The 21,581-nt window shown below is 62.2% G+C and carries 19 protein-coding genes and 1 tRNA gene; 12 read left to right on the top strand and 8 right to left on the bottom strand.

The window, feature by feature from the left end:
- Position 1 precedes the first annotated feature (1 nt).
- From JF616_08690 to JF616_08680, 3 genes are all read left to right on the top strand, one after another.
- Positions 2–670, top strand: coding sequence for a class I SAM-dependent methyltransferase (locus tag JF616_08690; GenBank protein ID MBW8887818.1), 669 nt, complete (start codon positions 2–4; stop codon positions 668–670).
- A 237-nt stretch (positions 671–907) separates the two neighbouring features.
- Positions 908–2,482 carry a citramalate synthase gene (locus JF616_08685; GenBank protein ID MBW8887817.1) on the top strand — a complete coding sequence of 525 codons (1,575 nt, stop codon included), beginning with the start codon at positions 908–910 and terminating at the stop codon, positions 2,480–2,482.
- Between the two features lie 25 nt (positions 2,483–2,507).
- The gene (locus JF616_08680) at positions 2,508–3,263 is read left to right on the top strand and encodes a methyltransferase domain-containing protein (GenBank protein ID MBW8887816.1); all 756 of its coding nucleotides are present in this window, start codon (positions 2,508–2,510) and stop codon (positions 3,261–3,263) included.
- On the opposite strand, the gene JF616_08675 is transcribed toward JF616_08680, so the two are convergent.
- Positions 3,260–3,976, bottom strand: a complete 717-nt coding sequence (locus JF616_08675; GenBank protein MBW8887815.1) for a hypothetical protein — start codon at positions 3,974–3,976, stop codon at positions 3,260–3,262. The two genes, JF616_08680 and JF616_08675, sit on opposite strands and share 4 nt — an antisense overlap.
- 620 nt (positions 3,977–4,596) lie before the next feature.
- Here JF616_08675 and hisD point away from each other — a divergent pair.
- Positions 4,597–5,868 carry a histidinol dehydrogenase gene (hisD, locus tag JF616_08670; GenBank protein MBW8887814.1) on the top strand — a complete coding sequence of 424 codons (1,272 nt, stop codon included), beginning with the start codon at positions 4,597–4,599 and terminating at the stop codon, positions 5,866–5,868.
- 63 nt (positions 5,869–5,931) lie between these two features.
- Here hisD and JF616_08665 read toward each other — a convergent pair whose 3' ends face one another.
- Positions 5,932–6,312, bottom strand: a complete 381-nt coding sequence (locus JF616_08665) for a hypothetical protein (protein MBW8887813.1) — start codon at positions 6,310–6,312, stop codon at positions 5,932–5,934.
- Positions 6,313–6,552: 240 nt separating this feature from the next.
- Here JF616_08665 and JF616_08660 point away from each other — a divergent pair, with 240 nt between their 5' ends.
- On the top strand, positions 6,553–7,629 hold the full coding sequence (locus JF616_08660; protein MBW8887812.1) for an acyl-CoA desaturase: 1,077 nt from the start codon (positions 6,553–6,555) through the stop codon (positions 7,627–7,629).
- Positions 7,630–7,632: 3 nt separating this feature from the next.
- Here the strand turns inward: JF616_08660 and JF616_08655 are convergent, their stop codons facing one another.
- The gene (locus tag JF616_08655; protein ID MBW8887811.1) at positions 7,633–7,908 is read right to left on the bottom strand and encodes a type II toxin-antitoxin system YafQ family toxin; all 276 of its coding nucleotides are present in this window, start codon (positions 7,906–7,908) and stop codon (positions 7,633–7,635) included.
- Entirely contained in the window at positions 7,908–8,168 is a 261-nt protein-coding gene (locus JF616_08650) for a type II toxin-antitoxin system RelB/DinJ family antitoxin (protein MBW8887810.1), read from the bottom strand. Before JF616_08650 ends, JF616_08655 begins: the two co-directional genes overlap by 1 nt.
- Positions 8,169–8,423: 255 nt before the next feature.
- Between JF616_08650 and JF616_08645 the strand changes: the two genes are divergently transcribed.
- From JF616_08645 to JF616_08625, 5 genes are all read left to right on the top strand, one after another.
- Positions 8,424–8,500, top strand: a tRNA-Pro gene (locus tag JF616_08645).
- A gap of 191 nt (positions 8,501–8,691) precedes the next feature.
- The gene (locus tag JF616_08640; protein MBW8887809.1) at positions 8,692–10,551 is read left to right on the top strand and encodes a TIM44-like domain-containing protein; all 1,860 of its coding nucleotides are present in this window, start codon (positions 8,692–8,694) and stop codon (positions 10,549–10,551) included.
- 41 nt (positions 10,552–10,592) lie between these two features.
- On the top strand, positions 10,593–11,681 hold the full coding sequence (locus JF616_08635) for an SPFH domain-containing protein (GenBank protein ID MBW8887808.1): 1,089 nt from the start codon (positions 10,593–10,595) through the stop codon (positions 11,679–11,681).
- A gap of 239 nt (positions 11,682–11,920) precedes the next feature.
- Complete coding sequence (locus tag JF616_08630; GenBank protein ID MBW8887807.1) at positions 11,921–13,288, top strand: hypothetical protein; 1,368 nt, start codon at positions 11,921–11,923, stop codon at positions 13,286–13,288.
- Positions 13,289–13,390: 102 nt separating this feature from the next.
- The gene (locus JF616_08625; protein ID MBW8887806.1) at positions 13,391–13,738 is read left to right on the top strand and encodes a hypothetical protein; all 348 of its coding nucleotides are present in this window, start codon (positions 13,391–13,393) and stop codon (positions 13,736–13,738) included.
- 40 nt (positions 13,739–13,778) lie between these two features.
- On the opposite strand, the gene JF616_08620 is transcribed toward JF616_08625, so the two are convergent.
- The 3 genes from JF616_08620 to JF616_08610 all read right to left on the bottom strand — a co-directional run bounded on the left by JF616_08620 (position 13,779) and on the right by JF616_08610 (position 17,483).
- A complete protein-coding gene (locus tag JF616_08620; GenBank protein ID MBW8887805.1) occupies positions 13,779–14,738 on the bottom strand; it encodes a J domain-containing protein in 960 nt (319 codons plus the stop codon).
- Positions 14,739–14,819: 81 nt separating this feature from the next.
- Positions 14,820–15,140: an ankyrin repeat domain-containing protein gene (locus JF616_08615; protein ID MBW8887804.1), complete on the bottom strand. Its 321-nt coding sequence runs from the start codon at positions 15,138–15,140 to the stop codon at positions 14,820–14,822.
- Positions 15,141–15,389: 249 nt separating this feature from the next.
- The gene (locus tag JF616_08610) at positions 15,390–17,483 is read right to left on the bottom strand and encodes a beta-lactamase family protein (protein MBW8887803.1); all 2,094 of its coding nucleotides are present in this window, start codon (positions 17,481–17,483) and stop codon (positions 15,390–15,392) included.
- 400 nt (positions 17,484–17,883) lie between these two features.
- On the opposite strand from JF616_08610, the gene JF616_08605 reads away from it, so the two are divergent.
- Complete coding sequence (locus tag JF616_08605; GenBank protein ID MBW8887802.1) at positions 17,884–18,726, top strand: hypothetical protein; 843 nt, start codon at positions 17,884–17,886, stop codon at positions 18,724–18,726.
- A 61-nt stretch (positions 18,727–18,787) separates the two neighbouring features.
- Here JF616_08605 and JF616_08600 read toward each other — a convergent pair whose 3' ends face one another.
- On the bottom strand, positions 18,788–20,332 hold the full coding sequence (locus JF616_08600; GenBank protein ID MBW8887801.1) for an FAD-dependent oxidoreductase: 1,545 nt from the start codon (positions 20,330–20,332) through the stop codon (positions 18,788–18,790).
- 142 nt (positions 20,333–20,474) lie between these two features.
- Here JF616_08600 and JF616_08595 point away from each other — a divergent pair, with 142 nt between their 5' ends.
- Entirely contained in the window at positions 20,475–20,855 is a 381-nt protein-coding gene (locus tag JF616_08595) for an Hpt domain-containing protein (GenBank protein ID MBW8887800.1), read from the top strand.
- The last annotated feature ends 726 nt before the right edge of the window (positions 20,856–21,581 follow it).

Here is a 21,581-nt window from a genome sequence, read left to right as displayed (position 1 = left end):
GATGGGAGCGCTCGACGGCGTCCGCGAGCTGTACCGCGTCCGATTCAATCCCGGCGAGAAGGCTTCCAAGGATAAGCTCTGGGCCATCCTGGCCGGCTGGCTGCAGCGCTTCTTCCCCGTCGACGGCGCCGTTCTGGACCTGGGCGCGGGCTACTGCGAATTCATCAACCACATCCGCGCCAAGCGGCGCATCGCCATCGATATGAATCCGGACACCGCGGCCTGCGCGGGCCCCGGAGTCGAAGTCATCACCGCGCCCGTGGTGCCCCTGCCCTCGATCGGGAGCGGCACCCTGGACGCCGTCTTCGTCAGCAATCTGCTGGAGCATCTGGCCGACAAGGCGCAGGTGATGGAACTGCTGCGCGAAGTGCACCGCGCCCTCAAGCCGGGCGGGCGCATCGTCGTCCTCATGCCCAACATCCGCTTCGCGTATCGCGAGTATTGGGACTTCTTCGATCATCAAGTGCCCCTCACCGAGAAGGCCGTGGTGGAGGCCTGCATCATGGCCGGTTTCCGCCCCATTAAGGTGATCCCCGCATTCCTCCCGTACACCACCAAGAGCCGCCTGCCGCATTGGGGCTTCCTGGTGCGCGTATACCTCGCACTGCCCCCGCTCTGGCGCTTTTTAGGAAAGCAGGCCCTGGTCGTGGCCCAAAAGGCTTCTCCCTGAGGGATTGGGCTCGTTTCCGGGCCCCCGTTGACAGGGGAGGCCGGTCCGGTGTACCTTTGCTGCATGGCCCTTCGCGCAATCGCCCGCATTCGAATTATTAGCATCGATAACGAGCGGAGCGGCGCCTAGGGATTACCCACAGCCAACGGCTAAGCCCGCTCCTCAGGAAGCGGGCTTTTTTTTTGCGCTCCGGCGCAAGCCCCTCTTGGGTTCCGAGGTTCGGCCGGGAAAGGTCTTATGAAGCAGGTCAAGATCTACGATACCACCTTGCGCGACGGCAACCAGGCCAAGGGAATCTCGTTTTCCCTGGAGGACAAGCTGGCCATCGCGCGCAAGCTCGACGAGTTCGGCGTGGACTACATCGAAGGCGGTTGGCCCAATGCGACCAACCCGACCGATATCGAATTCTTCGTCCGGGCGAAGAAGATGGAATGGAAGCACGCCAAGATCGCGGCCTTCGGCAGCACCTGCCGGCCCAAGGGCGATCCCGCGGACGATATGGTGCTGAAATACCTGGTGGATTCGGGCGCCCCCGTGATCACCATCTTCGGCAAGAGCTGGGATCTGCACGTAACCGAGGTGTTACGGACGACCCTGGAAGAGAACCTGCGCATGATCCGCGCCTCGGTGGAATACCTGAAGAAGCATTGCCAGGAGGTCGTTTACGACGCCGAGCATTTCTTCGACGGCTACGCCGCCAATCCCGGCTACGCCTTGAAGGCCATCGAGGCCGCGCGCGACGGCGGGGCCGACGTCATCGTCCTTTGCGATACCAACGGCGGGCAGTTGCCTTGGGACATCGAGAAGACGACCGCGCTTATCCGCGAGAAGCTGGGCGTACCCGTGGGCGTGCATTTGCACAACGACACCGGCACGGGCGTGGCCAGTTCCTTGGCGGCGGTGCGCGCCGGCGCGATCCAGGTACAGGGGACCATCAACGGTTTCGGCGAACGCTGCGGCAACGCCAATCTCACCGTAATCATGGCCGCCTTGCAATTGAAGATGGGCGTGCGCTTGGTTTCTGACGATCAGCTCAAGGGCCTGCGCGGCCTGTCCCTGGCCGTCAGCGAAATCGCCAACCTGTCCGATGATATCCGCCAGCCCTACGTGGGCGAAGCCGCTTTCGCCCATAAGGGCGGGGCCCATATCGACGGGGTCATGAAGATAGCCCGCAGCTTCGAGCATATCGATCCGGCCCTGGTCGGCAACGCGCGCGATTTCATCGTCTCCAACCAGAGCGGTAGCAGCCTGGTCTGGGATAAGATCCACGCCATCGTCCCCGACCTGGATAAGCGCAGCCCGCAAGTGGCCGCCATCCTCGCCGACGTCAAGCAGAAGGAGGAAGAGGGCTACCATTTCGAGATCGCCGATGCCAGCTTCCAACTCTTGGCTCGCCGTCGCCTGGACATGTGGAAGGATCGCTTCGAGTTCCTGGGTTTCCGCTCCATCGAGGAACGCCGCGAGAACGGTGAAGTCTATTCCGAGTTTACCATCAAGCTGAAGGTTGGCGACGAGATCGAGCATACCGCCGCCGAGGGCAACGGCCCCGTGGACGCCATGAACGCGGCGGTCTGGAAGGCCCTGAGCCGCTTCTTCCCCGCGCTGAAGGGCATCGAGGTGATCGATTATAAGGTGCGCGTGCTCGACAACAACAAGGGCACCGGGGCCAAGGTACGCGTCTGGATCCGCTTCCACGATCGCGCCAACCCCGAGGTGGAACCGTGGGGCACGCTCGGAGTCTCGACCAATATCATCGAGGCTTCCTGGCTGGCCCTGTTGGACGGCATCAACTACAAGCTGTTGCAAGGCTGAGGCGGCCATGGAAGACGCTCTCCCCATGCCCCAAACCTGGGACCCGGCCCGTTATGTCGCCAATGCCCGTTTCGTCGCCGAACTGGGCGCGCCCGTGGTCGAGTTGCTCGCGCCCATGCCCGGCGAACGCATCCTCGATCTGGGCTGCGGCGACGGGTTCCTTACCAAAAAGCTCGCCGACCTCGGTTGCGCCGTGGTGGGCGTGGACGCAAGCGCGGCCCAGGTGGAGGGGGCCCGTAAGTTAGGTCTCGATGCGCGTGTGGCCGATGCGCAACGCCTGGGATTCGATGGCGAGTTCGACGCGGTCTTCAGCAATGCCACCCTACATTGGATGAAGGACCCAGACGCCGCCATCGACGGCGTCTGGCGCGCCTTGAAACCGGTCGGCCGGTTCGTGGGGGAGTGCGGGGGAGAGGGATGCGTGGCGATTGTCCGCGGCGGCCTGGAAAGGGCCTTGTCCCGCCGGGGAATCCGCATAGAAGACCACAATCCCTGGTATTTCGCCTCGGCATCGGAATACTCCGCCCGATTGCGGGAGCGCGGCTTCGCGGTGGAAAGCTGCGAGGTATTCCCGCGGCCCACGCCTCTGCCCAAGGATCTCCGCGCCTGGCTGGAGACCTTCGCGGAGAATTTCATGAAGCCCATCGCGCCTGCGGAGCGAGGGGCCTTCCTCGATGAGGTCCAGGAGGATCTGCGCCCGGTTCTGCAAGGTCCGGACGGCAAGTGGACGGCGGACTATACGAGGTTGCGGTTCAAGGCGGTGAAGCCCGGGGAAACCTAGAAAGGCGCGATGGTCCAGACTTGCAAGGCGCGCTGTTCCCAGGCGGGTCGGCGATAGTCGCCTCGTCCGATCAGGATCAGCCGGCCCAAAGCATCAATTCGCATGGTCGGGAAAATCTCCATGCCCTCGGGTAGGCTCCTGATCGATTGGACATGGAAATTCGCATCAAGCCTTGCGATGCCGGTCGGGACCAATCCATAACATCGGGAGCGGACGGAGTCGCATACGATTCCGGCCGCCTCCGGTTCATCTGACGCGGAAAGGTCCGGGTCGATCTCGCCCCCGGAGGTGATCCCCATCAGTACCGCTGGGCTATATGGCTCCCCGATTTGGATCAGGAGGCGGCCTCCGCCTAAGGTTTGCGTTTGCATGCGGCTGAAGACATCAACGGACTTTATCTTATTCTCCCTCTCGGACCCGACTTCTCCGCCCTCCGCATCAAAAGCCTGCCAATGAACGGTTTCGCTATCCGAGCCCAGTGCCGATTTTTCGGACTCTACCCAGAACGTGAACCAGCCCCCTCCGGGGCGCGATTCGAATTCGATGCTATTCGGGAAGTCCTTGTCGGTCTTGGCCCAAACCCGTCCAATCGGGGTTCCGTCCGGACGGAAGCGGCTCGTCCAAATTCCACTTCCGCCTTCGACTCCGATCAGGTAACCGGAATCCGGCAGCGCCATAACATTGGCGCGGTAGACCCAAGGTACGCCCGGCACATTTACTTCGATGGGGTCAGGTAGCCCGGACTCCGGTCTCATCAATTTCACTACCACGGTTCCGCCTAGCCCGGTCCTGTTGGCGGCCACCCAGGCGCAGACCAATCCGCCATCGGCATATGCGGAGATGCGAGGGGCTCCGAGGATAGAAACGGATTCCGGATAGTTCCAATAGGACTGCGACACTAATGACCCTCGAGGGTCCATCCGTTGCACCACGATGCTATGAAGGTAAGGGACGCCAGGATCATTACGGGCCCATGCAACGACTAATCCGGAATCGGAAGTACTCGAGGCGAAGTCCGGGTCGGAAGATACTCCTACCGTATCGCCCAAAACGGCATGCCATAGGGGCTTGTGTTTATCGGAGTCACTGGAATCGAAGAGGCAAGCCGTCAAACCGAGGGTTACCCAAATCGCCGCGCTTACAATGAACGACGCGGATTTCTTTTTCATGTCCATAATTTCTCGAACGTCGTATCCGAAGGCGGGGATCGGAGAACGTTTCCAAAATCTAATCGTTTTCCCGCGCTTGGATTATCGGGGGAAGTGTGGCACATTTAGGGCCGGTTCCGGGCCCCAGGCGATTCCCCCGGACGCATCTTAAGGATGGTATTTCGATGAAGATCGTGGCGGTCAATTCCCTCAAGCATCCCGACGTGCGGACCATTACCGGCCGCGAACCCGCCCCCACGCCCGCCATCGCAGCCATCGTCCAAAACATCCTCAAGGACATCAAGGCGCGCGGGCATGCCGCCGCGTTGGAATACGCCCGCAAGCATGACGGGCTCAAGGGTCAGCTCGCGGTTTCCCCATCCGAGATCGACAAGAAGGCATCGGGCCTCGATGCGGGCTTGAAGCGCGCCCTCCGCAAGGCTATCGCCAACGTACGCGACTTCCATGAACGCCAAGCCGAGAAGTCGTGGGAATTCAAAGGCAAGGACGGCGAGATCCTGGGCCAAATCATCCGGCCTTTGGCCCGCGTCGGCGTCTACGTTCCCGGCGGCGCCGGCATCTATCCGTCCACCTTGATCATGAACGCCGTGCCCGCCCGGGTAGCCGGCGTGAAGGAGATAGCCGTCGTGACGCCGGCTCCCGGGGGCTTGCATCCGACCCTCGCCTTCGTCGCCCGGGAACTCCGCATCACCGAGATCTACCGTATCGGCGGGGCCCAGGCCATCGGCATGCTGGCCTACGGGACGGCCAAGGTGCCGCGGGTGGATAAGATCGTGGGCCCGGGAAACGTATTCGCCGCGCTGGCGAAGAAGGAAGTGTTCGGAACGGTGGACATCGACATGATCGCCGGGCCTTCGGAGATCCTGGTCATGTGCGACGAAAGCGCCGATCCCGATTGGGTGGCCGCCGATCTGCTTTCCCAGGCCGAACATGGGTCGGGATACGAGGCAGCCATTTGCATCACGACCTCGGCGGACGTCGCCCGGGCGGTGGCCGATTGCGTCGCCCAACAAGTCGAAGGCTCCCCGAAGCGGGCCATCCTGGAAAAGAGCTTGGAACGATTCGGGAGGATCTATGTGGTTCCCGGTTGGGAGCTTGGTTGCGCCTTGGCGAACCTCATCGCCCCGGAGCATATGGAAATCCTCACGCGCAGGCCCGAAGCCCAGGCGGCAAAAATCCGCAATGCCGGAGCTTTGTTCTTAGGGCCTTATTCGTCCGAGCCCGTGGGGGATTATTTCGCGGGCCCCAACCACGTGTTACCCACTAATGGATCCGCGCGCTTCTTCTCGCCCCTGGGCACGTACGATTTCTACAAGCGCACCAGCCTCATCCGCTATTCGCCGCGCGCCCTCGCCCGCCACGGGAAGGACATCGCCGCCCTGGCCGATGCGGAAGGCTTCCACCACCACGCGCAAGCGGTCCGGAAACGCCTATAGGATCGTTCCGCGAATGACTCGATCGGCGCTGCCCGGTGTCCGCATTGATCGGCCCGATCCGTTCTATTCCGTCTTCATCCACCGGATCCATTTTTCCGGCTTGCCATCCGAAGCGGCCAGCAGGGCTTCGTAGCCCGTAGCCGCCACGTTACGGATGGGAATCACCAGCTTGGCGGTATCGACGGACCAGCCGGGCAGTGAATCATGGCAGGTGCGGCGATTGCGCGAGCGGGCATAGCTCAACTTCAGCTTTCCCCCGTCCTGCGCCCACGTTCCCGACAATTCCAGCAGCAGGCAATGGTCGACCACGTGCCGCTCCGCGAAGGTCCCTTCCGGCGTGAGATTGCGCTCCATGCCGTAGTTCTGGGTGGTGTATTCCTCATCGGCGACGTCGTAGGTTCCGGCCCCTACTTTACCGACCCGGCCGCAATGGACCAGAGCCATCGCGCCTGCCAAAGAGATTAAACGCAAGTACCTCAATCGGGTCGCTCCTTTACCGGGATCTGACCCGGCGCTGGAGATTATCCCAATTCCGCGTCCCCGCGGGAAGTTGTCATGAGTTGTATTTGCAAAAAGTTGTAACCTTCCGCCCTCGCCACTTCCCGCCTGCCCGGATTCTTCGTTTAATTGACATGCAGAAAGGCGCCTCGACCCGGCGCTGCGCATCCAGGTAAGGAAAAACGAATGGCGACCCCGACTACCCAAGCCCCTTCCCGCTTCAGCAAAATCGTCTCCTGGTTCGATACGCACGCCCAGGGCAAAGCCCAGGCCCAGGAAAGCGCGGCAAGACCGAACCAGTACGTCATCCCCTGGCCCTTCTTGTGGCTCAATTTCGGCGTAGTGCTGATCCCTTTCGTAGGCTTCAGTTGGACCGCCGTAGGCGTGGCCGGATTCCTTTATTTCATCCGGATGTTCGGGATCACCGGCGTATACCACCGGTATTTCTCCCATCGCACCTATAAGACTTCGCGGACCTTCCAGTTCTTCCTGGCCATGCTGGGCAACTCGGCAGGACAGCGCGGGCCCCTTTGGTGGCCGGCGCATCATCGCCATCATCATGCCCACTCGGACGAACCTAGCGACATCCATTCGCCCAAGCATCACGGCTTCTGGAACGCCCACATGCTCTGGTGGAGCCGCCGTAAGAACATCCCGCCGCGCCTCGATCTGATCAACGACTACGCCAAGTTCCCGGAATTGGTCTTCCTGGATCGTTTCGACTCGATCGTCCCCATGGCCCTGGGCGGCGCCATGTTGTGCCTGGGCGCCTTCCTGCATCGTTACTTCCCCCAGCTCGGCACCAGCGCCATGCAGATGTTCACCTGGGGCTTCGTTGTTTCCACCGTGGCGCTCTTCCACGGCGTCGCCACCATCAACTCCCTCTCCCACGTCTACGGCCGCCGCCGCTTCGCCACCACCGATACCAGCCGGAACAATTGGCTGTTGGCCATCATCACCCTCGGGGAGGGCTGGCACAACAACCATCATCATTACTGCAATTCCACCCGGCAGGGATTCTACTGGTGGGAATACGATGTCACCTATTACATGCTCAAGGGCTTGGCGATGGTCGGCCTGGTCTGGGATCTGAAGCCGGTGCCAGAACGCATCCTGCACCCGCGTCCCGTGGCGGTCCGGCCCCACGAAGTGGTTCCCGCCTTGGCGCTCCGCGCGGGCGGCGTGGCCAGCAGCCTGAACGCGCTCAACCATCCTTCCGCCGCGGCGGCCCCCGTGCGCAGCCCGGAGCCTCCCAGCCCTTAGGGTTCAGTCGAACAGGTCGCTATGACTGCCGGTACGGACGAAGCGGATTATACGTTCTTCAGGTACCCTTAAATTGATGAGCAACCAATCAGGCTTGATATGGCATTCACCGAAGCCTTCGTAGTCGCCTTTTAAGGTGTGGTCGCGATGCTTTTCGGCAAGCGCCTTGCCGGCTATCGGCATCTTCATGACGGTTTCCAAGTCGCCGAGCGGCAGGCCGCGTTTATCGCAACGTTTGAAGTCTTTTTTGAATTGCTTGGTGTATTCCGGAGCCCACATTAGCCGCGAAGGCTTCCGAAAAGATCATCCGCGCCGCGAAAGGCTTTGACAGTGCGGCCGGCCTTCGCGTTCTTCATGGCCTTCAGGGTTGCGGCATTGGGAAGTCGCACGTCGAAGGGTAAGCCGTGGCTTAACAGGACCTGCTTGTAAAAGATGTTGATCGCGGAGGTGGCGTTGAGTCCGAGATCATCGAAAATCTTTTCGACCTTCTCTTTAAGATGGGTATCAGTGCGAGCGCGAATCATGGCGGTCTTGGACATGGGTGTTGGCTCCTGGCAAATAAGCAAACTAGCGGTATGCCGGACTAGCAGCATGCTTTAAACATACCCCATTTGGGGTACAGAGTCAATCCGGCTTTTGCGCGGTTTGCGGGTATTGAGTCCTTATCGGGTGAGGTGGCGCGCGGTAGGACGCCGGCTAGACCCCGTACGGGGGAGTAACTAAAAGCGGGTCCGGCGGATACTTGCCGTCCAGGCCCGCCAATCTTGGCGGGTTTTCCTAGTTTTCCCGGGCATCGGGGCGTAGCTCAGTCTGGTAGAGCACTTGCTTTGGGAGCAAGAAGTCGCAAGTTCGAATCCTGTCGCCCCGACCATTTTAAGGGAAACCCGGTTCTCCGCAAGGGGAGCCGGGTTTTTTTATGCGCGCCTCTTCTCGTGACGCGCGGCAGATTTCAACGAGGTGGGTGGATTCGATCTTGGATCATGGGTTACGAGAAAACTAACAGTGATGTTAGTATTTATCCTTCCTCTCCCGCTTATCCGCGTTCGAGAAAGGTCCATCCGCATGCAGGTTAAGCCACGCATCCTGGCGGCATCGATGTCGGCGATCCTCGCGGGCGCGCTTTCGGCGCAGGCCCGTGCCGGCGGCGGCCAGGGATACCACAGCGGCGGCTATTCCTCGGGCGGAGGCGGAGGCGGGGGCTTCCATTACTACCCCGGCTCCGGAGGGAGCGGATCCGGAGGAAGCCTGTCCTTCCCCGGGATCGTGTTCATCCTCATCGTTATCATCGTCGTTTATTACCTGCGCAAGAAACTGGACGAACAGAAGAAGGACAAGGGTTTCCGCGCGACCCTGGATCCCGGCATGCAGCAAAGCCTGAGGGCGACGCCGCCCGTCGCCACGCCCTCCTCGCTGGCGTTGCAGGCGAAGCTGGGGCAGGTCTTCATCGCGATCCAGAACGCCTGGTCCCGCGGGAACATGGGCCCGGTGCGCGCGGTGATTTCGGATGGGGTATTCCATCGTTTCCAAATCCAGCTCGACATGAACAAGCTGCAAGGCATCCGCAATCTCGCCGAGCACCCGCAGTTGACGGGCGCGCGTCTGGTGAAGGAAGAGCGCTTCGGGAAGTATCTCTCGGTGGATTTCCTCGTGCGCGGCCGCGTCCATGATCGCGATGTCAAGGCGGACGGAGGGGCGACGGTGTCCGATAACGGCTCGGAGGAGTTCGAGGAGATCTGGTCGTTCACGCGCGTCGCCGATGGCGTAATGGGGGCGCCCCCGTTGGTGGATGGGGGAGACGCATCTTCGCCGCAGGTGCTGAAGGCCCTCGCCAATTGCCCTAAGTGCGCCGCGCCCTTGTCGGACGCGGGCGGCAGCCGCTGCGGGAGTTGCGGATCCGTGCTGAACTCGGGAGCCTACGATTGGGTGCTGGCGGAAATCACCCAAGCCGAAGAATGGGCGGCTGGGAATCGCGCCGAGCTGGAAGGTTACTACTCGGCGTTGCCGGTGGCCGCGGGCACCGACGCGCGCGCCTGGCTGTCGCCGCAAGAATTGGAGGATCGGGCTTCGGTCGTGTTCGTGCGCTATCAAAGCGCCTTGCATCGGGGGAACCTGTCTTCCCTCGCGCTTTTCGCGGCGCCCGAGTTGCTGCAGAGGCTATCGGGGCCGGGCAAAGAACCGCCTTTGTACCGGCTGGCGGTCGGCGCGGTGGACTTATCCGGATTCTCCGCCGTCGCGGGCTTGGCGAAGGCCTGGATCAAAGTGAAGTTTTCCGGCGCCCCGAGCCCGGCGGATGAGCCTGAACATCAGGAACGGGTGCTGGTCTTTTCCAAGTCCTTGGATGCGGCCATGGGGAAGAACGCCTTGAGCAGTCTGTCGTGCCCGTCTTGCGGCGGGCCCCTGGAATCGACCGATCAGGCCAAGTGCGCGTACTGCGGCGCCATGCTCGCGAGCCCGGAAGCGAACTGGGTGCTTTGCGATTACGGCGGCAACACCCTCTTGTCGCAAGTGATGGCTCCCCGCGCGCTCCCGGTATCGGCCGGGAATGCGCGCGCGTCGGCGGCCGCGGGACCCGGGGCGCAATTCCGCCTCCTCTCCGCCATGATCGCGGCAGCCCTGGAAGACGGGGTGATATCTGCGGAGGAGGAAACCACCATCCGCGACTTCGCGCGCAATTTCGGATTGGGCCCTATCTTCGTGGACACCCTGCTGCGCAAGGTCAAGACCGATCCCGAGGCCCTCAACCAGCCTATCGGGGCGCAGGAAGCGTTGCGCTGGCTCAATAATTTCATCATGGTGGCCGCATCGGACGGCGTTATCACCGCCCAGGAGGAGGCGCTCATCCTCGCCTTCGCGCGGCGTCAGAATCTGGATGAAGGGAAAACGCGCTACGCGCTTAAAGCGGCGCTGCGCGGCAAGGCATAAGAGCCCCCCTTAAGTTAGGGGCTCTAAAGGAGGCAAGTCTCATGGGAATCTTCGACGCAATCAAGGGACAGTTGATCGACATCGTCGAGTGGATGAGCCCGGATCCGGGCATCCTGGCGCATCGCTTCGAGCGTCGCGATAACGAAATCAAGATGGGGGCGAAGCTGGTGGTGCGCGAAGGCCAATCCGCCGTGTTCATCAACGAAGGTAGCTTGGCCGATACCTTCGGCCCCGGCACGTACACACTTTCCACCCAGAACCTGCCTTTGCTTTCGGACCTGAAGGGTTGGAAATACGGCTTCAACTCGCCGTTCAAGGCCGAGGTGTATTTCATCAATATGCTGAACCTGGCCAACCGCAAGTGGGGTACGCCCAACCCCCTCATGCTGCGCGACAAGGAACTCGGCGTGGTGCGCCTCCGGGCCTTCGGGGCTTTCGCGTATGCGGTAGAAGACGCGGGCAAATTCCATAAGGCTTCCGTAGGCACCTTGGCGGAGGTGGACGCGCAGGACATGGAAACGCAGTTGAAGGCGGTGATCGTGAGCGCGATCAGCGACTGCCTCGGGGAAGCCCAAATCCCCGCGTTCGATCTGGCCGCGAAGTACGCGGAGCTGGGCGCCCTTGTCGAAAAGGCCGCCGCCGGCAAGTTCGGCCTATACGGATTGGCGCTGCGCCAGTTCGTGGTCGAGAACATTTCCCTTCCGCCCGAAGTGGAGGCGCTGATCGACAAACGCAGCGGCATGGGAGTGGTGGGCAACCTCGATCAGTACCTGAAGTTCAACGTGGCGGACAAAGCGGGCGAGGCTATCAGCCAAGGCGGCGGATTGGCCGGGACCCTGGCGGGCGCGGGCCTGGGCATGGCCTTGGGCGGGCAAATCGCGGGAGCGCTGAAACCCGGGGCGGTGCCCCCGCCCCTGCCAACCCAGGCTGCCGCCCTTGCGCTTTTCATTGCCATCGACGGCAAGCAAGCCGGTCCTTTCGATCTGCCGCAACTCAGGGACCTGGCCATGCAGCGGAAGATCGGTCTCGACACCCTGGTATGGAAGGATGGCATGCCCGGTTGGGCCGCCGCTTCCACGCTACCGGAGGCCGCCGCGGCTTTCGCCGGCGTCCCGCCGAAGTTACCCTAGCGGGCCTCGTCCCTTCCGACGGGGCGCCATCCATCCTGCCATACGGCCAATCCCATTACTCGGATGCCGAATCCGCCTTGCTCCGCATCGAAAGGGTGGATATTACCGGTCCGGCCTAAACCGATCGCCCGCCTCCGACGACTAAGGGGTGCATGTCTTTTTCCCGTGCCCGTTGGCTTTACCTTTGTTTGATGATCCTTCCTATGGCGCCTAAAGGGTACTTCCTCCCAAATGCCGGCTTGCTGCCGCGCGTTAACGATCCCCGCTTGGACGATGCCCTGCAACGCACCGCGGCCGGCATCGTCCGGCATAACATCGATGCCTATTCCGATGGGCTGGTGCACCGCCCCTATTCCGAAGATCCCGGCGACGCCGTCTCCGAAGCCCAGGCCTACGGCATGATCGTGACCCTTTACGGGAACGACCAGGACACGTTCAACAAGATCTGGGATGCCGCGGAAAACAAGATGTGGAACTCCGGGACCAAGCTCTACGATTGGCGCTGGGCTTCCAAGGGCGGCCTCAGCGGCACGGGCATGGCCACCGATGCCGATCAGGACATCGCCTTGATGCTCCTCTTCGCCGACTCCCTGGCCAATAAGGGCATCTGGAAAAAGCACACCGGCCCCAAAGGGGTCGCCTATAAATCCCGGGCCATGGACATCATCGGGACCATTTGGTCCCATGCCGTGGGCGAAGGGAAATTCCTGGCGCCGGGGGCGGATTGGGGCGGCAAGGCCTTCGTCAACCCCAGCTACTTCTCGCCCGCCACCTACCGCATCTTCGCCAAGGCCGATCCCGGCCATGACTGGAACGGCGTCGTGGATCAATGCTACCGCACCCTCGCGGCCAGCCCCGGAGCTGCCAATGGGCTCATCCCGGATTGGATGGTCCCCGATGGCAACTACTTCAATGGCTCGTTGGGATACAATGCCTACCGGCAAGGCCGCTCCATGTACAAGGATGGTATCCGCGTGGCGTGGCGGCTGGCCCTGGATTGGCTGTGGTTCAAGGATCAGCGCGCCAAGAAATGGCTCGATGCCGCGGCGGCGTTCGCGCCCACTCCCGATCGCGCCAACTTCTACACCATGGACGGCGTGCTCATCCCGGCTTCCGATACCTTCACCTTAGGCAGCGGGCAGTACCGCTCGCGCCAGGAGCACAGCGAATTGACGGTGGGGATGTGGGCCTGCGCGGCATTCTGCTCCCAGGGCGCCACGGCCTCCCGCCCCTGGTCGGACAGCCTGATCGCCTTCCTGCCCGCGGGCGCCGATCAATGGGGACGTCCCGATGATTCGCAAATGCCGGGTCGTACCGGCTCCACCCCCAATGAAGGCTACTTCGAGCAATTCCTGGCCTGGTTCGGGGGCGCGGTCATGGCCGGACGCTTCACCAACGTTTGGGAAGAAATGCAACACCCCCTAGCGTTATCGCCGGGCCGGAACGCGAGGGGCCCCGCCGTCTTGGGTAACATGCAAGAGACGTCCCTTCGCGGTTACGGGTGCGACGGGAGGCCGGCGTATCCCGGCCCCTGGCAAGGGGGGCGGTCGCCGGCGCTGCGCCCGACCGTACCGGTTTTCCTTTTCTCTAACCTGAAGAACCCCTAAAGGATGGGATCCCCCGTCCGCTTGAAACCAGGGGGTTCCGGGTAGTAATTTCGGATCTGGATTTTGGACCGCTTTAGACTGAACCTAAAAATGGAGACTTCGATGCCCTTTAAGCCTTCGTCCGTCCTTTTCGCCCTCACCCTGTCCTTGGGCGCCATGCTGGCCCAAGCCGCCCCGAAGGCGAAAGCCGCGACCCCCCCGGCCAAGAGCGTCGATTCGGCGGCGCCTGCCGCGACGGCCCCGGCCACCGGCGCACCGGCCGCAGCCCCTGCCACCGCCGGCGAAGCCAGCGCGTCCACCGTCGTCTACCTGGGGAAATCCGGAAGCCGCTACCATTTGAAAGGCTGCCGTTACCTGAAGGGCGCGGGCAAGGAAATCACCGTGGGCGAAGCCATGAAGAAGGGCTATGCGCCCTGCAACGTGTGCAAGGCCCCCCGCCTGAAGCGCTGACCCCTAGGTAGGCCGCCCCTTAGCCGGGGCGCGCCCGGCCTCAGCGGCGGCCTTCCGCCATCTTGCGGAAGAATTCGATTTCATCCGGCTTCAGATTCTTCGGTAGGCGCAAGCGTACCGTAACGAACAAATCGCCGTGTTCATCGGACTTGCCGTACACCGGCATGCCTTGCCCCTTCAGGCGGAAAACCTTCCCGTTATCCGTCTCCGGCGGGATGCGCAGCTTGACGCTGCCGCCTAAGGTCCGGATTTCCTCGCTCTTGCCGACCACGGCGTCCTCAACCTCCAGGTCCAGCATCAAGTGCAGGTCGTCGCCGCGGCGTTCGAGAAGCGGGTGGGACAGGACGTGGATGCGCAGGTGGAAATCGCCATCCGGCCCACCATTCGATCCCGGCCCGCCCTTGCCTTCCATGCGGATCACCCGGCCATCGGCGATGCCCGGCTTGAAGGCCAGCTTCAGCTTCTTGCCGTTGATCTCGAAAACCTTTTTCGCCCCGGTATAGGCTTCTTCCAAGGTGATCTCCACGTCGGCCTGGTAATCGGTTCCCGGCTGCGGAGCGGTCCAAGCGCCCCCTTGCCGGCCGGCCCCCGGTCCCCTGCCGCCGCCCATCCCTGCGCTCCCGAAGTAGGTCTCGAAGAAATCGGAAAACGATCCCCCTCCGCCGAAGATGTCCCCCAGATCCTCTTGCGTGAAGGTTTGCGAGCGACGCCGACCCCCGGCCGCGCCTTCCCGTTGGCCGCCAGGCCCACCCGGGTACCCGTTCTGGAAGCCCGGATCGTTCCAATGCGCGCCCAGTTGGTCGTAGCGCTTCCGTTTCTCCGGATCGGAGAGCACCTCGTTGGCCTCGTTGATCCCCTTGAAGCGGTCTTCCGCCGATTTATTGCCGGGGTTCTTATCCGGATGGTACTTAGCGGCCAGCTTGCGGTAGGCCTTCTTGATGGCCTCCGCATCCGCGTCCTTCTCAACCCCTAGGATCTTGTAGTAGTCCTTGAATTCCATCGCTTATCGCCCGTCTTCCCTTGAAAATGAAAAGAGGCCCGGTGGGGCCTCTTACAAATTAGGTCACGGGAGCGCGGCAGGCTAGTTGGAGAGGAGGTATTGGTGGGCGATGTTTTCCACCTCCACCTCGGCTTCGGTCTTGGCTCCGAAGGCGCGCAGAACCCGCATGGCTTCCAATTGCCCCATGGTCGAGGCGGCCAGATAGGGGGTCCACCCGTCCTTATCCTTGGCGTTGACGTTGGCCCCGTTCTGCAACAGGCGGTAGATCTGATCGGTTTGACCGCGCTCGGCGGCCTTGATCAGGGCCATGTCCGCATCGGTGCGCGGCGGCTTGGTAGCGGAGCAGGCGGTCAGGGCCATCGCAGTAACGCAGAGGACCAGACCCAGGATTTTCGCGCTCATCGCTTTTCCCTTCTTTCGGCTCTTCTTAAACACTCTTAATTGTCCCAGCTGCGCACTCATATTGGCAATGGAAAGGAAGCCCCCGGGCTTGAGTTAATTCTTCCCGGAAGACGGATTTTGGGACGTTTCATGACCCTAAAACCAACCGATAATTCTTGACTTGCCGGAGTTGGCGCGGATTTGGAAACGGGTCAAAAAAGGGGCAAATATTCCGGCAGGAATCCGCTTATTTCCGGAGGGGAGATCCGCTTATTTCGGATCGCCGGCCAAGGCGCCCGGATCGGAAACGGAATCGTCCAGCGGAGCGGTGCGCGCTTCCATCCGTTCCGGCCCTATGGCAGGCTGGCGGAAGGACGGGATGCCCATGGCGGGGAAAAGATCGTCCGGGGGCCAGGCCTTTACATGGGCGGCCAGGTGGGCCAAATCCCGGCCTTCATGCGGGCCGTCCGGTTGCGGCGACAGGTCCCGGTTCAGGAACATCACGAATGACCATTTTTGAGGGTGATAAAAAACCAGGGTCGAGGTGCCCGGGAAAAGCCCGTTATGCCATTTGGCGACGGCCGTATCCCCGTTGCCGTCCGGGAGCTTGAGTGCGAACCAGCCGCGCAGGGCTTCGCCGAACCCGCTTTGGCCCCACATGGTGGCCGTGGCCTGGGGGCCGAGGATGGGGTTGGCGGCGCCCAGGTCGAAGGCGGCGAGCACCTTGGCGTAATCGGGAGCCGAGAGCAGCCAAGCCCCGGCGGCGTCCATATTGCTTACGTCGAAATCCCCGTAGCCACCTGCCACCCAGGGCGCTCCCCCGCGGGACGGATTGGCTTGCAGATAGGGGACCGACGTATGGTAAAGGACTTCGCCGGAGGCGCGTTCTTCGTATTTGCTGCCTCCGAAGCGCGGACGGGAGAGCCCGAGGGGCTTGAAGAGAAGATCATCGGCGATGGACTGGTAGCTCTTGCCCACTCCCATGGGCAGGCTTTCCAGCATCCGCCCCAGCAGGAAGTAGCCGAAATTGTCGTACACGCTGCGGCTGCCGGGCGCGAATTGCAAAGGTTGCCGCAGCATATAGGCGAGGAACCCGCCCCGGTCGGCGGGCAAGCGTTTGCGGATATCCGACCCGGGCGGGTAATCGTTAAAGACGGGATCGGGATTGGCCTTGGAGCGGACCCATCCCGCCGAATGCGTCAGCAATTCATCCACGGTGATGTCGCCGAAGCGCGGATCGGTAGGGGCATCGGAAGGTTCGCCGCCGAGATGCAGCACCGAAAGGATTTTCCCTTTCAGGGATGGGCTACCGGAGCGTCCCTCGCCTCCGCCCTCGCGCAACATCTTGTGCACCAGGATGCTGGTGAGGGGCTTGCTACAGCTCGCCGCCCGGAACAGGCTATTGGGGCGGGTGATCGGATAGCCCGCCTCGCCCCAGGTGTATCCATGGGCGAATACCAGACGGCCGTCATGCGCGATGGCCAAGGCCCCGGCCCGTACGCCGCGCGTCCGCATCAGCTCGCGCATGTAAGTATCGAAGGCCTCCAGGCCCGGCGTCTCGGGTCCGGTCACCGTCCACGCCTTCGGCGCCGGCGCATCGCCCTCGCTCGACAATACGGAAAATCGCCCCGGAGACCCGGGCCAACAGCGGGCTTCCGCCGCTTGCGGTCCGGATTCGCGCGGGGCCGTCGCTTTCGCGGCATCCGCGTCGGGCAGGAATTCCCATGCGCCCGCGGAATTCTCTTCCCAGACGGTGGCGAACAGGCCGCCGGGCATGGGCGCCACGCGCGCGGGGCGCACCCAAACGCGGGCGAAAATGTCCTGCTTGGTCTTAAGCGAGGCCGCGTCGTCCCCCAAGCTGTAGTTCCAGGGCGTACCGGAAGTGTCCCGCGCGAAAATGGCGGCGAAGCGGGGATGCGCGGCATCGCCGTAAGCCTCGATCCAATCGCATTTGGAATGCGCCTGGCGCGCCGAATCGCAAGCCGCTTGGAAGCGTTCCTGATCAAGATCAAAGCGGGCGTCGGCGGTGCGGCCGTCCTTGTAGAGAAGGACCGCAAATGCGGTCGTGAATTCGGGCGCGGCATCGGCCGCGATCCCGGGCGCGACTTCGGCGGAATCGGGAGTGGTCAAGGCCGCCATCTCGACGGGCCGGTAGCCCTTGGCATCCCAGCGGCCCAGCGCGGAAAGCAGGGACGCTCCTGCGGCCGGTTCCGCCAGGGCCCAATCAGGCCCGGGAGAACGCGTCCATACGGTCGCCAAGGCGGGATGCGCCGGCGTCCCTTCGGCATCCAGCGAAATCGGCCGGTAGCCTTGGGCCCGCAGGGTGTCGGCGGAAAGTTTCCAAGCCGCGAGGTCCTGTCCCAAACGGATCTCCCGCAGAGGGAGCCGTACCGCGGGAAGCCGTAGCGCGCGCGCGGGGGAGGGCGTTGCGCGGATGGAAGGCGACGCGGTTTTCCGCGGGGGAAGGGCGAAGGCCGGGGTGAGGGCCAAAGAGACGGCGGTGGATAATCCAAGAAGTGTCGATCGCAATTACGGAACCGGATTCGTTGAGGTTGGAAGCCGCCAACATTATACGAATACTCGCCGAACCGAGTCCACCCTGCGGCCGCCAGCCCCGTAGCCGCGCGGGCTGGAGGGAGGGTAGCATCCGTGTTTCCCAAAACTTAACTTCAAAGAGAGTCTCGTTTCCGGTTCGATATGAGGGTAAAGAAGGACCCTGCGATTTAACCCGCTCCTTACAGGGGCATTGGGAAAGGATTTTCCTATGGCCAAGAAACGCGTTCTCATGAAATCGATGGCCGTGCTCGCTTCCGCCGGCCTGATGGTGGTCGCATGCAATAAGGACCATAAGAACCAGTATGGCGCGCAAAACGGTTCATCTTCGTCCCAAGGCTCCGTGAACAATGGAACCGGGACGGGTTACGGATCCTCGGGTTCCGGCCTGGGCGGTTCGGCTTACGGTTCGGATTCCGCCTATGGGAAGGGTTCCTCCGTTTACGGATCCGATAGCCTCGGGTCGACCTCGGGATCGTCTTCGGGAACCGGCATGGGTTCTTCGTCCAGCGGCACCGGGGGATCGTCCTACGGGTCGAGTAGCTCCGGCGCCGCGAACAATTCTTCGAGTTCGGCTACCTACGGCACGGGCGCTTTGGATACCCAGGGATCCACCGGGGCGCAAAGCGGCCATCGCAGCGATAGCCGCGGGACCGGCATTTCGGGCAGCAGTTCGGGAATCGGCGGTACCGGCGATACCGGAATGGCCACGGATACCGGCAAGACGAAGCACCACGGGAAATCCAAGACCCATAAGAAGAGCAAGCGCCATACGGCCGATACGACCACGACCGGCAGCACCGGCACCGATAGCACCAATATGCCGGCCACCGGCCCCGGCGCCCCCGGAGGCACCGGAGGTTCGGGTACGGATATCGGAACCGGCACCGACATGGGCACCGGCACCAACCAAGGCACGGGAACCGGCGTAGGCGGCATCGGCACCGATGGCGGCTTGGGCACGGGAACCGGATCGGGTACGGGAACCGGAGGAGCCACGGGTTCTGGCACCGGGACCGGAACGGGCGGGAGCTCCGGATCCGGCGGTATGTAGGATTGCATCCGAATCAGGCCGGACTCACGGGTCCGGCCTTACTTTTTTGATTAAATGGCCCTCAGGAGCCCTTTCTCCATTTGGATAAAACCGCCTCGGCCGCGCGGCGGCCCGTCTCCGCCCCGCCGTTCATATAGCCCTGGAAATCCCGGCTGCAATGTTCGCCGCCGAAGAACAGGTTTCCCACCGGTTTGGATTCCTCGCCTGCCAGAGTGGTCCATTGCCCGACCTTGTACGAGGCGTAGCTTCCCAGGGACCACGGATAGGTGGGCCAATGGAAGGCGCCCGTACTCCCGTTCCGGGCCGCTTGGCTGCCCGGGAACATGGCATCCAAGACCTTGGAGAACTCTTCCGCTTGCGAGGAAGGGCTTCGCTTCCCCAATTCCAGTCCCGCCGAACCACCCTGAAAGATGGTGATGCCTCCCGCCGGTCCCGCTTGCGTGCGGGTATGATCCCATCCGTTCTGGACCAGGCCATCCGTGTAGAAGGTCCCGGAATACCCGGCCTTGCGCCAAGGGCGCGCCGAGTAGCCCAGGAAAAGCTTGGCGTTCGTCCCATACCCGAGTTCGGCGATGGCCTTCCGTTTGCCGGGAGGCAGATCGACGCGTATATCAACGTTGCGAAGCAAGGTGAAGGGCAAGGTCAGGATCACCGCATCGGCCCTCCGCTCCACGGAACCGCCCCCGGTCTGGAAGGAAAGCCGGTAGCCGCCGCCTTCTGCATCAATCGCTTCCAGCCGATGCGCGAAGCGGATGCGGTCCGCGTACTTGGCCGCCAACGCATCGGTCAGGGTTTGATTGCCGCCTTTCAGGCGATACCTTTCATCGCTTTCCCCGAAGACCTTGAAGCGTCCCTCGGACACGTCCCAGGAAACCATGGTCAGCAGATTGAGGCAGGACTGATCGCCCGCGTCCAAATCGAACTCGCCCACGTAGGCGGTCTCGATCAAGTCACGTAACCAACCGGTTACCCCCCGGCTTTGCAAATAAGCGGACACGGAAAGCTTGTCGAGATCCGCCGCCAAGCCTCCAGCTCCAGCGGATATCCCTGGCGGCAAAGCGGCCATGTCCCTGGCCATCGCCCCGGATGCGTCTTTGACGGCCGCGGCCACCTCCGCTTCGCTGCGCGCCTTCCCGCCGAAAAGCCAGGCGTTCTCGATAAGCCCGGCCCGATCCCCGCCCAAGGCGTCTTGTACTTCGATCCCGAACTCCTTGGCCAAGGACAGCATGTCCGCATGGGAGGAATCGATGAACTCGCCCCCGGCTTCGGTCCAGAGCCCGTCGGCCATCAAGCCTTGCAAGGTCAGGATCCGCCCGCCGGCGCGGGCCCCAGCTTCGAAAACTTCGGAGGAAACGCCCCCTTTGGCCAGCACATGGGCGGCATGCAATCCCGCGATCCCGGCCCCGACGATGGCGATGCGCGGGGCACCGGAATCCTTGGGCCTGCAAGCGGGGACCAAGGCCGCCGCCCCCAAGGCCAGGGCTCCTTTTACGAAATCGCGCCGGGAGGCCGATTCCGGCCCTAGGGAAGGCCGAGACGATCCGGACTCAAGGCTGGAACCGTGCGGAATGGCGGAATTCCGGAAGCATCGCCGCAGACAAGCCATGAGCGGCGTCCGGGCCGTTGACGATACGCGCATGGGCCGTAAAGGTACATTTTGCCCCCTGCCTCCCTGGGCCGCTCGCTTCGACGGGAGCCGCCCAACCCCTCCCTAGGATCCTGATCCGCGGGTATGGTAAAATGGGACCATGAAATCGGTGAAGACCATCGACAAGAGCGCCCTAGTCAATCTCTACAACATCGGCGGTAAGGATTTCCTACTCCGCATGATCGACAACTTCGTGGCGCAAGCGCCGAAGCGCATCGAATCGGCGCGCGCCAGCTTGCAGATCCCCGATCTGAAAGCGATCCATTTGATCGCGCATTCCCTGAAGGCCAGTTCCGCCAACCTGGGCGCGACCAAGGTCCAGGAAACCGCCGAGCGCCTAGAAGAGATGGCGAGCATCGGCCTCAAGGAACATATCGGGGAAGCCTTGGGCATCCTGGAGACGATCCTGGAAGAGGCGATCAAGAGCCTGAGGGCGGAGCGGGATCTGTGGGGGCAGGAAGCTGCGAACCCCAATCCCTAATCGACTCCTCTCGCTACGATTCCAATAATCCCGCACTCCATACTTACTTTTCGAACGTCTGTATAGTTTCGAATTGTTTTGGAATTGCGTTTGGCAATTCCCCCTCCGCTTCGACCGACTCATTTACGTTCGTCTTCGCGCCTGGAACAGATTGATTACAATAAATCACTGTGTCCATTAGTGTTACAGCTCGTCTCCCCTCGAACCGAACTCCAGCATGCTAACACCACCTCCAATGGTGCCTGAATCTTAAAGTTCGCTTGCGAATTTGTTTGATGGTTTATTCCGGCCGGACTACATTTTGGGCGGACAATCGGTTTCCCGCGATTCAAGAACCAATGCCGGTAGGGATCAGCTACGTGCATTCGATGATGCATCAATGCCCGCGAAAGTTGCTTATACGGTCGTTTTGGATAACCGTGTTTTCCACGGCGCCCGGCATTGGGCGGTGACTGGGAATAAAGAGTTGGCGGCCTAGACACCCTTATGCGGGACATGACAATGGATGAAAGGCGAATACATATGGGATTTCAAAGATCGGGATCTATCAAATCGCGGATTCCAAGTTGGCTGGCGGTAATCTTGGCCATCGGAATCGCCGGCATGGGACTAACCCATGCGCAAAGTTGGTCTGCTTCGACCTCAAGCCCATCCTACGTATTCCCAAGTACGACGGTAGGCGCGCCAGTCGGAATCGGAGTCGGTTCCGCTTCTACGCCGCTGGGC

It is taken from the genome of Fibrobacterota bacterium, from assembly GCA_019509785.1.
Lineage (GTDB): Bacteria > Fibrobacterota > Fibrobacteria > UBA11236 > UBA11236 > Chersky-265.
The sequence above is the reverse complement of the archived record's forward strand: the minus strand, read 5'-3'. Positions and strand labels throughout refer to the sequence as shown.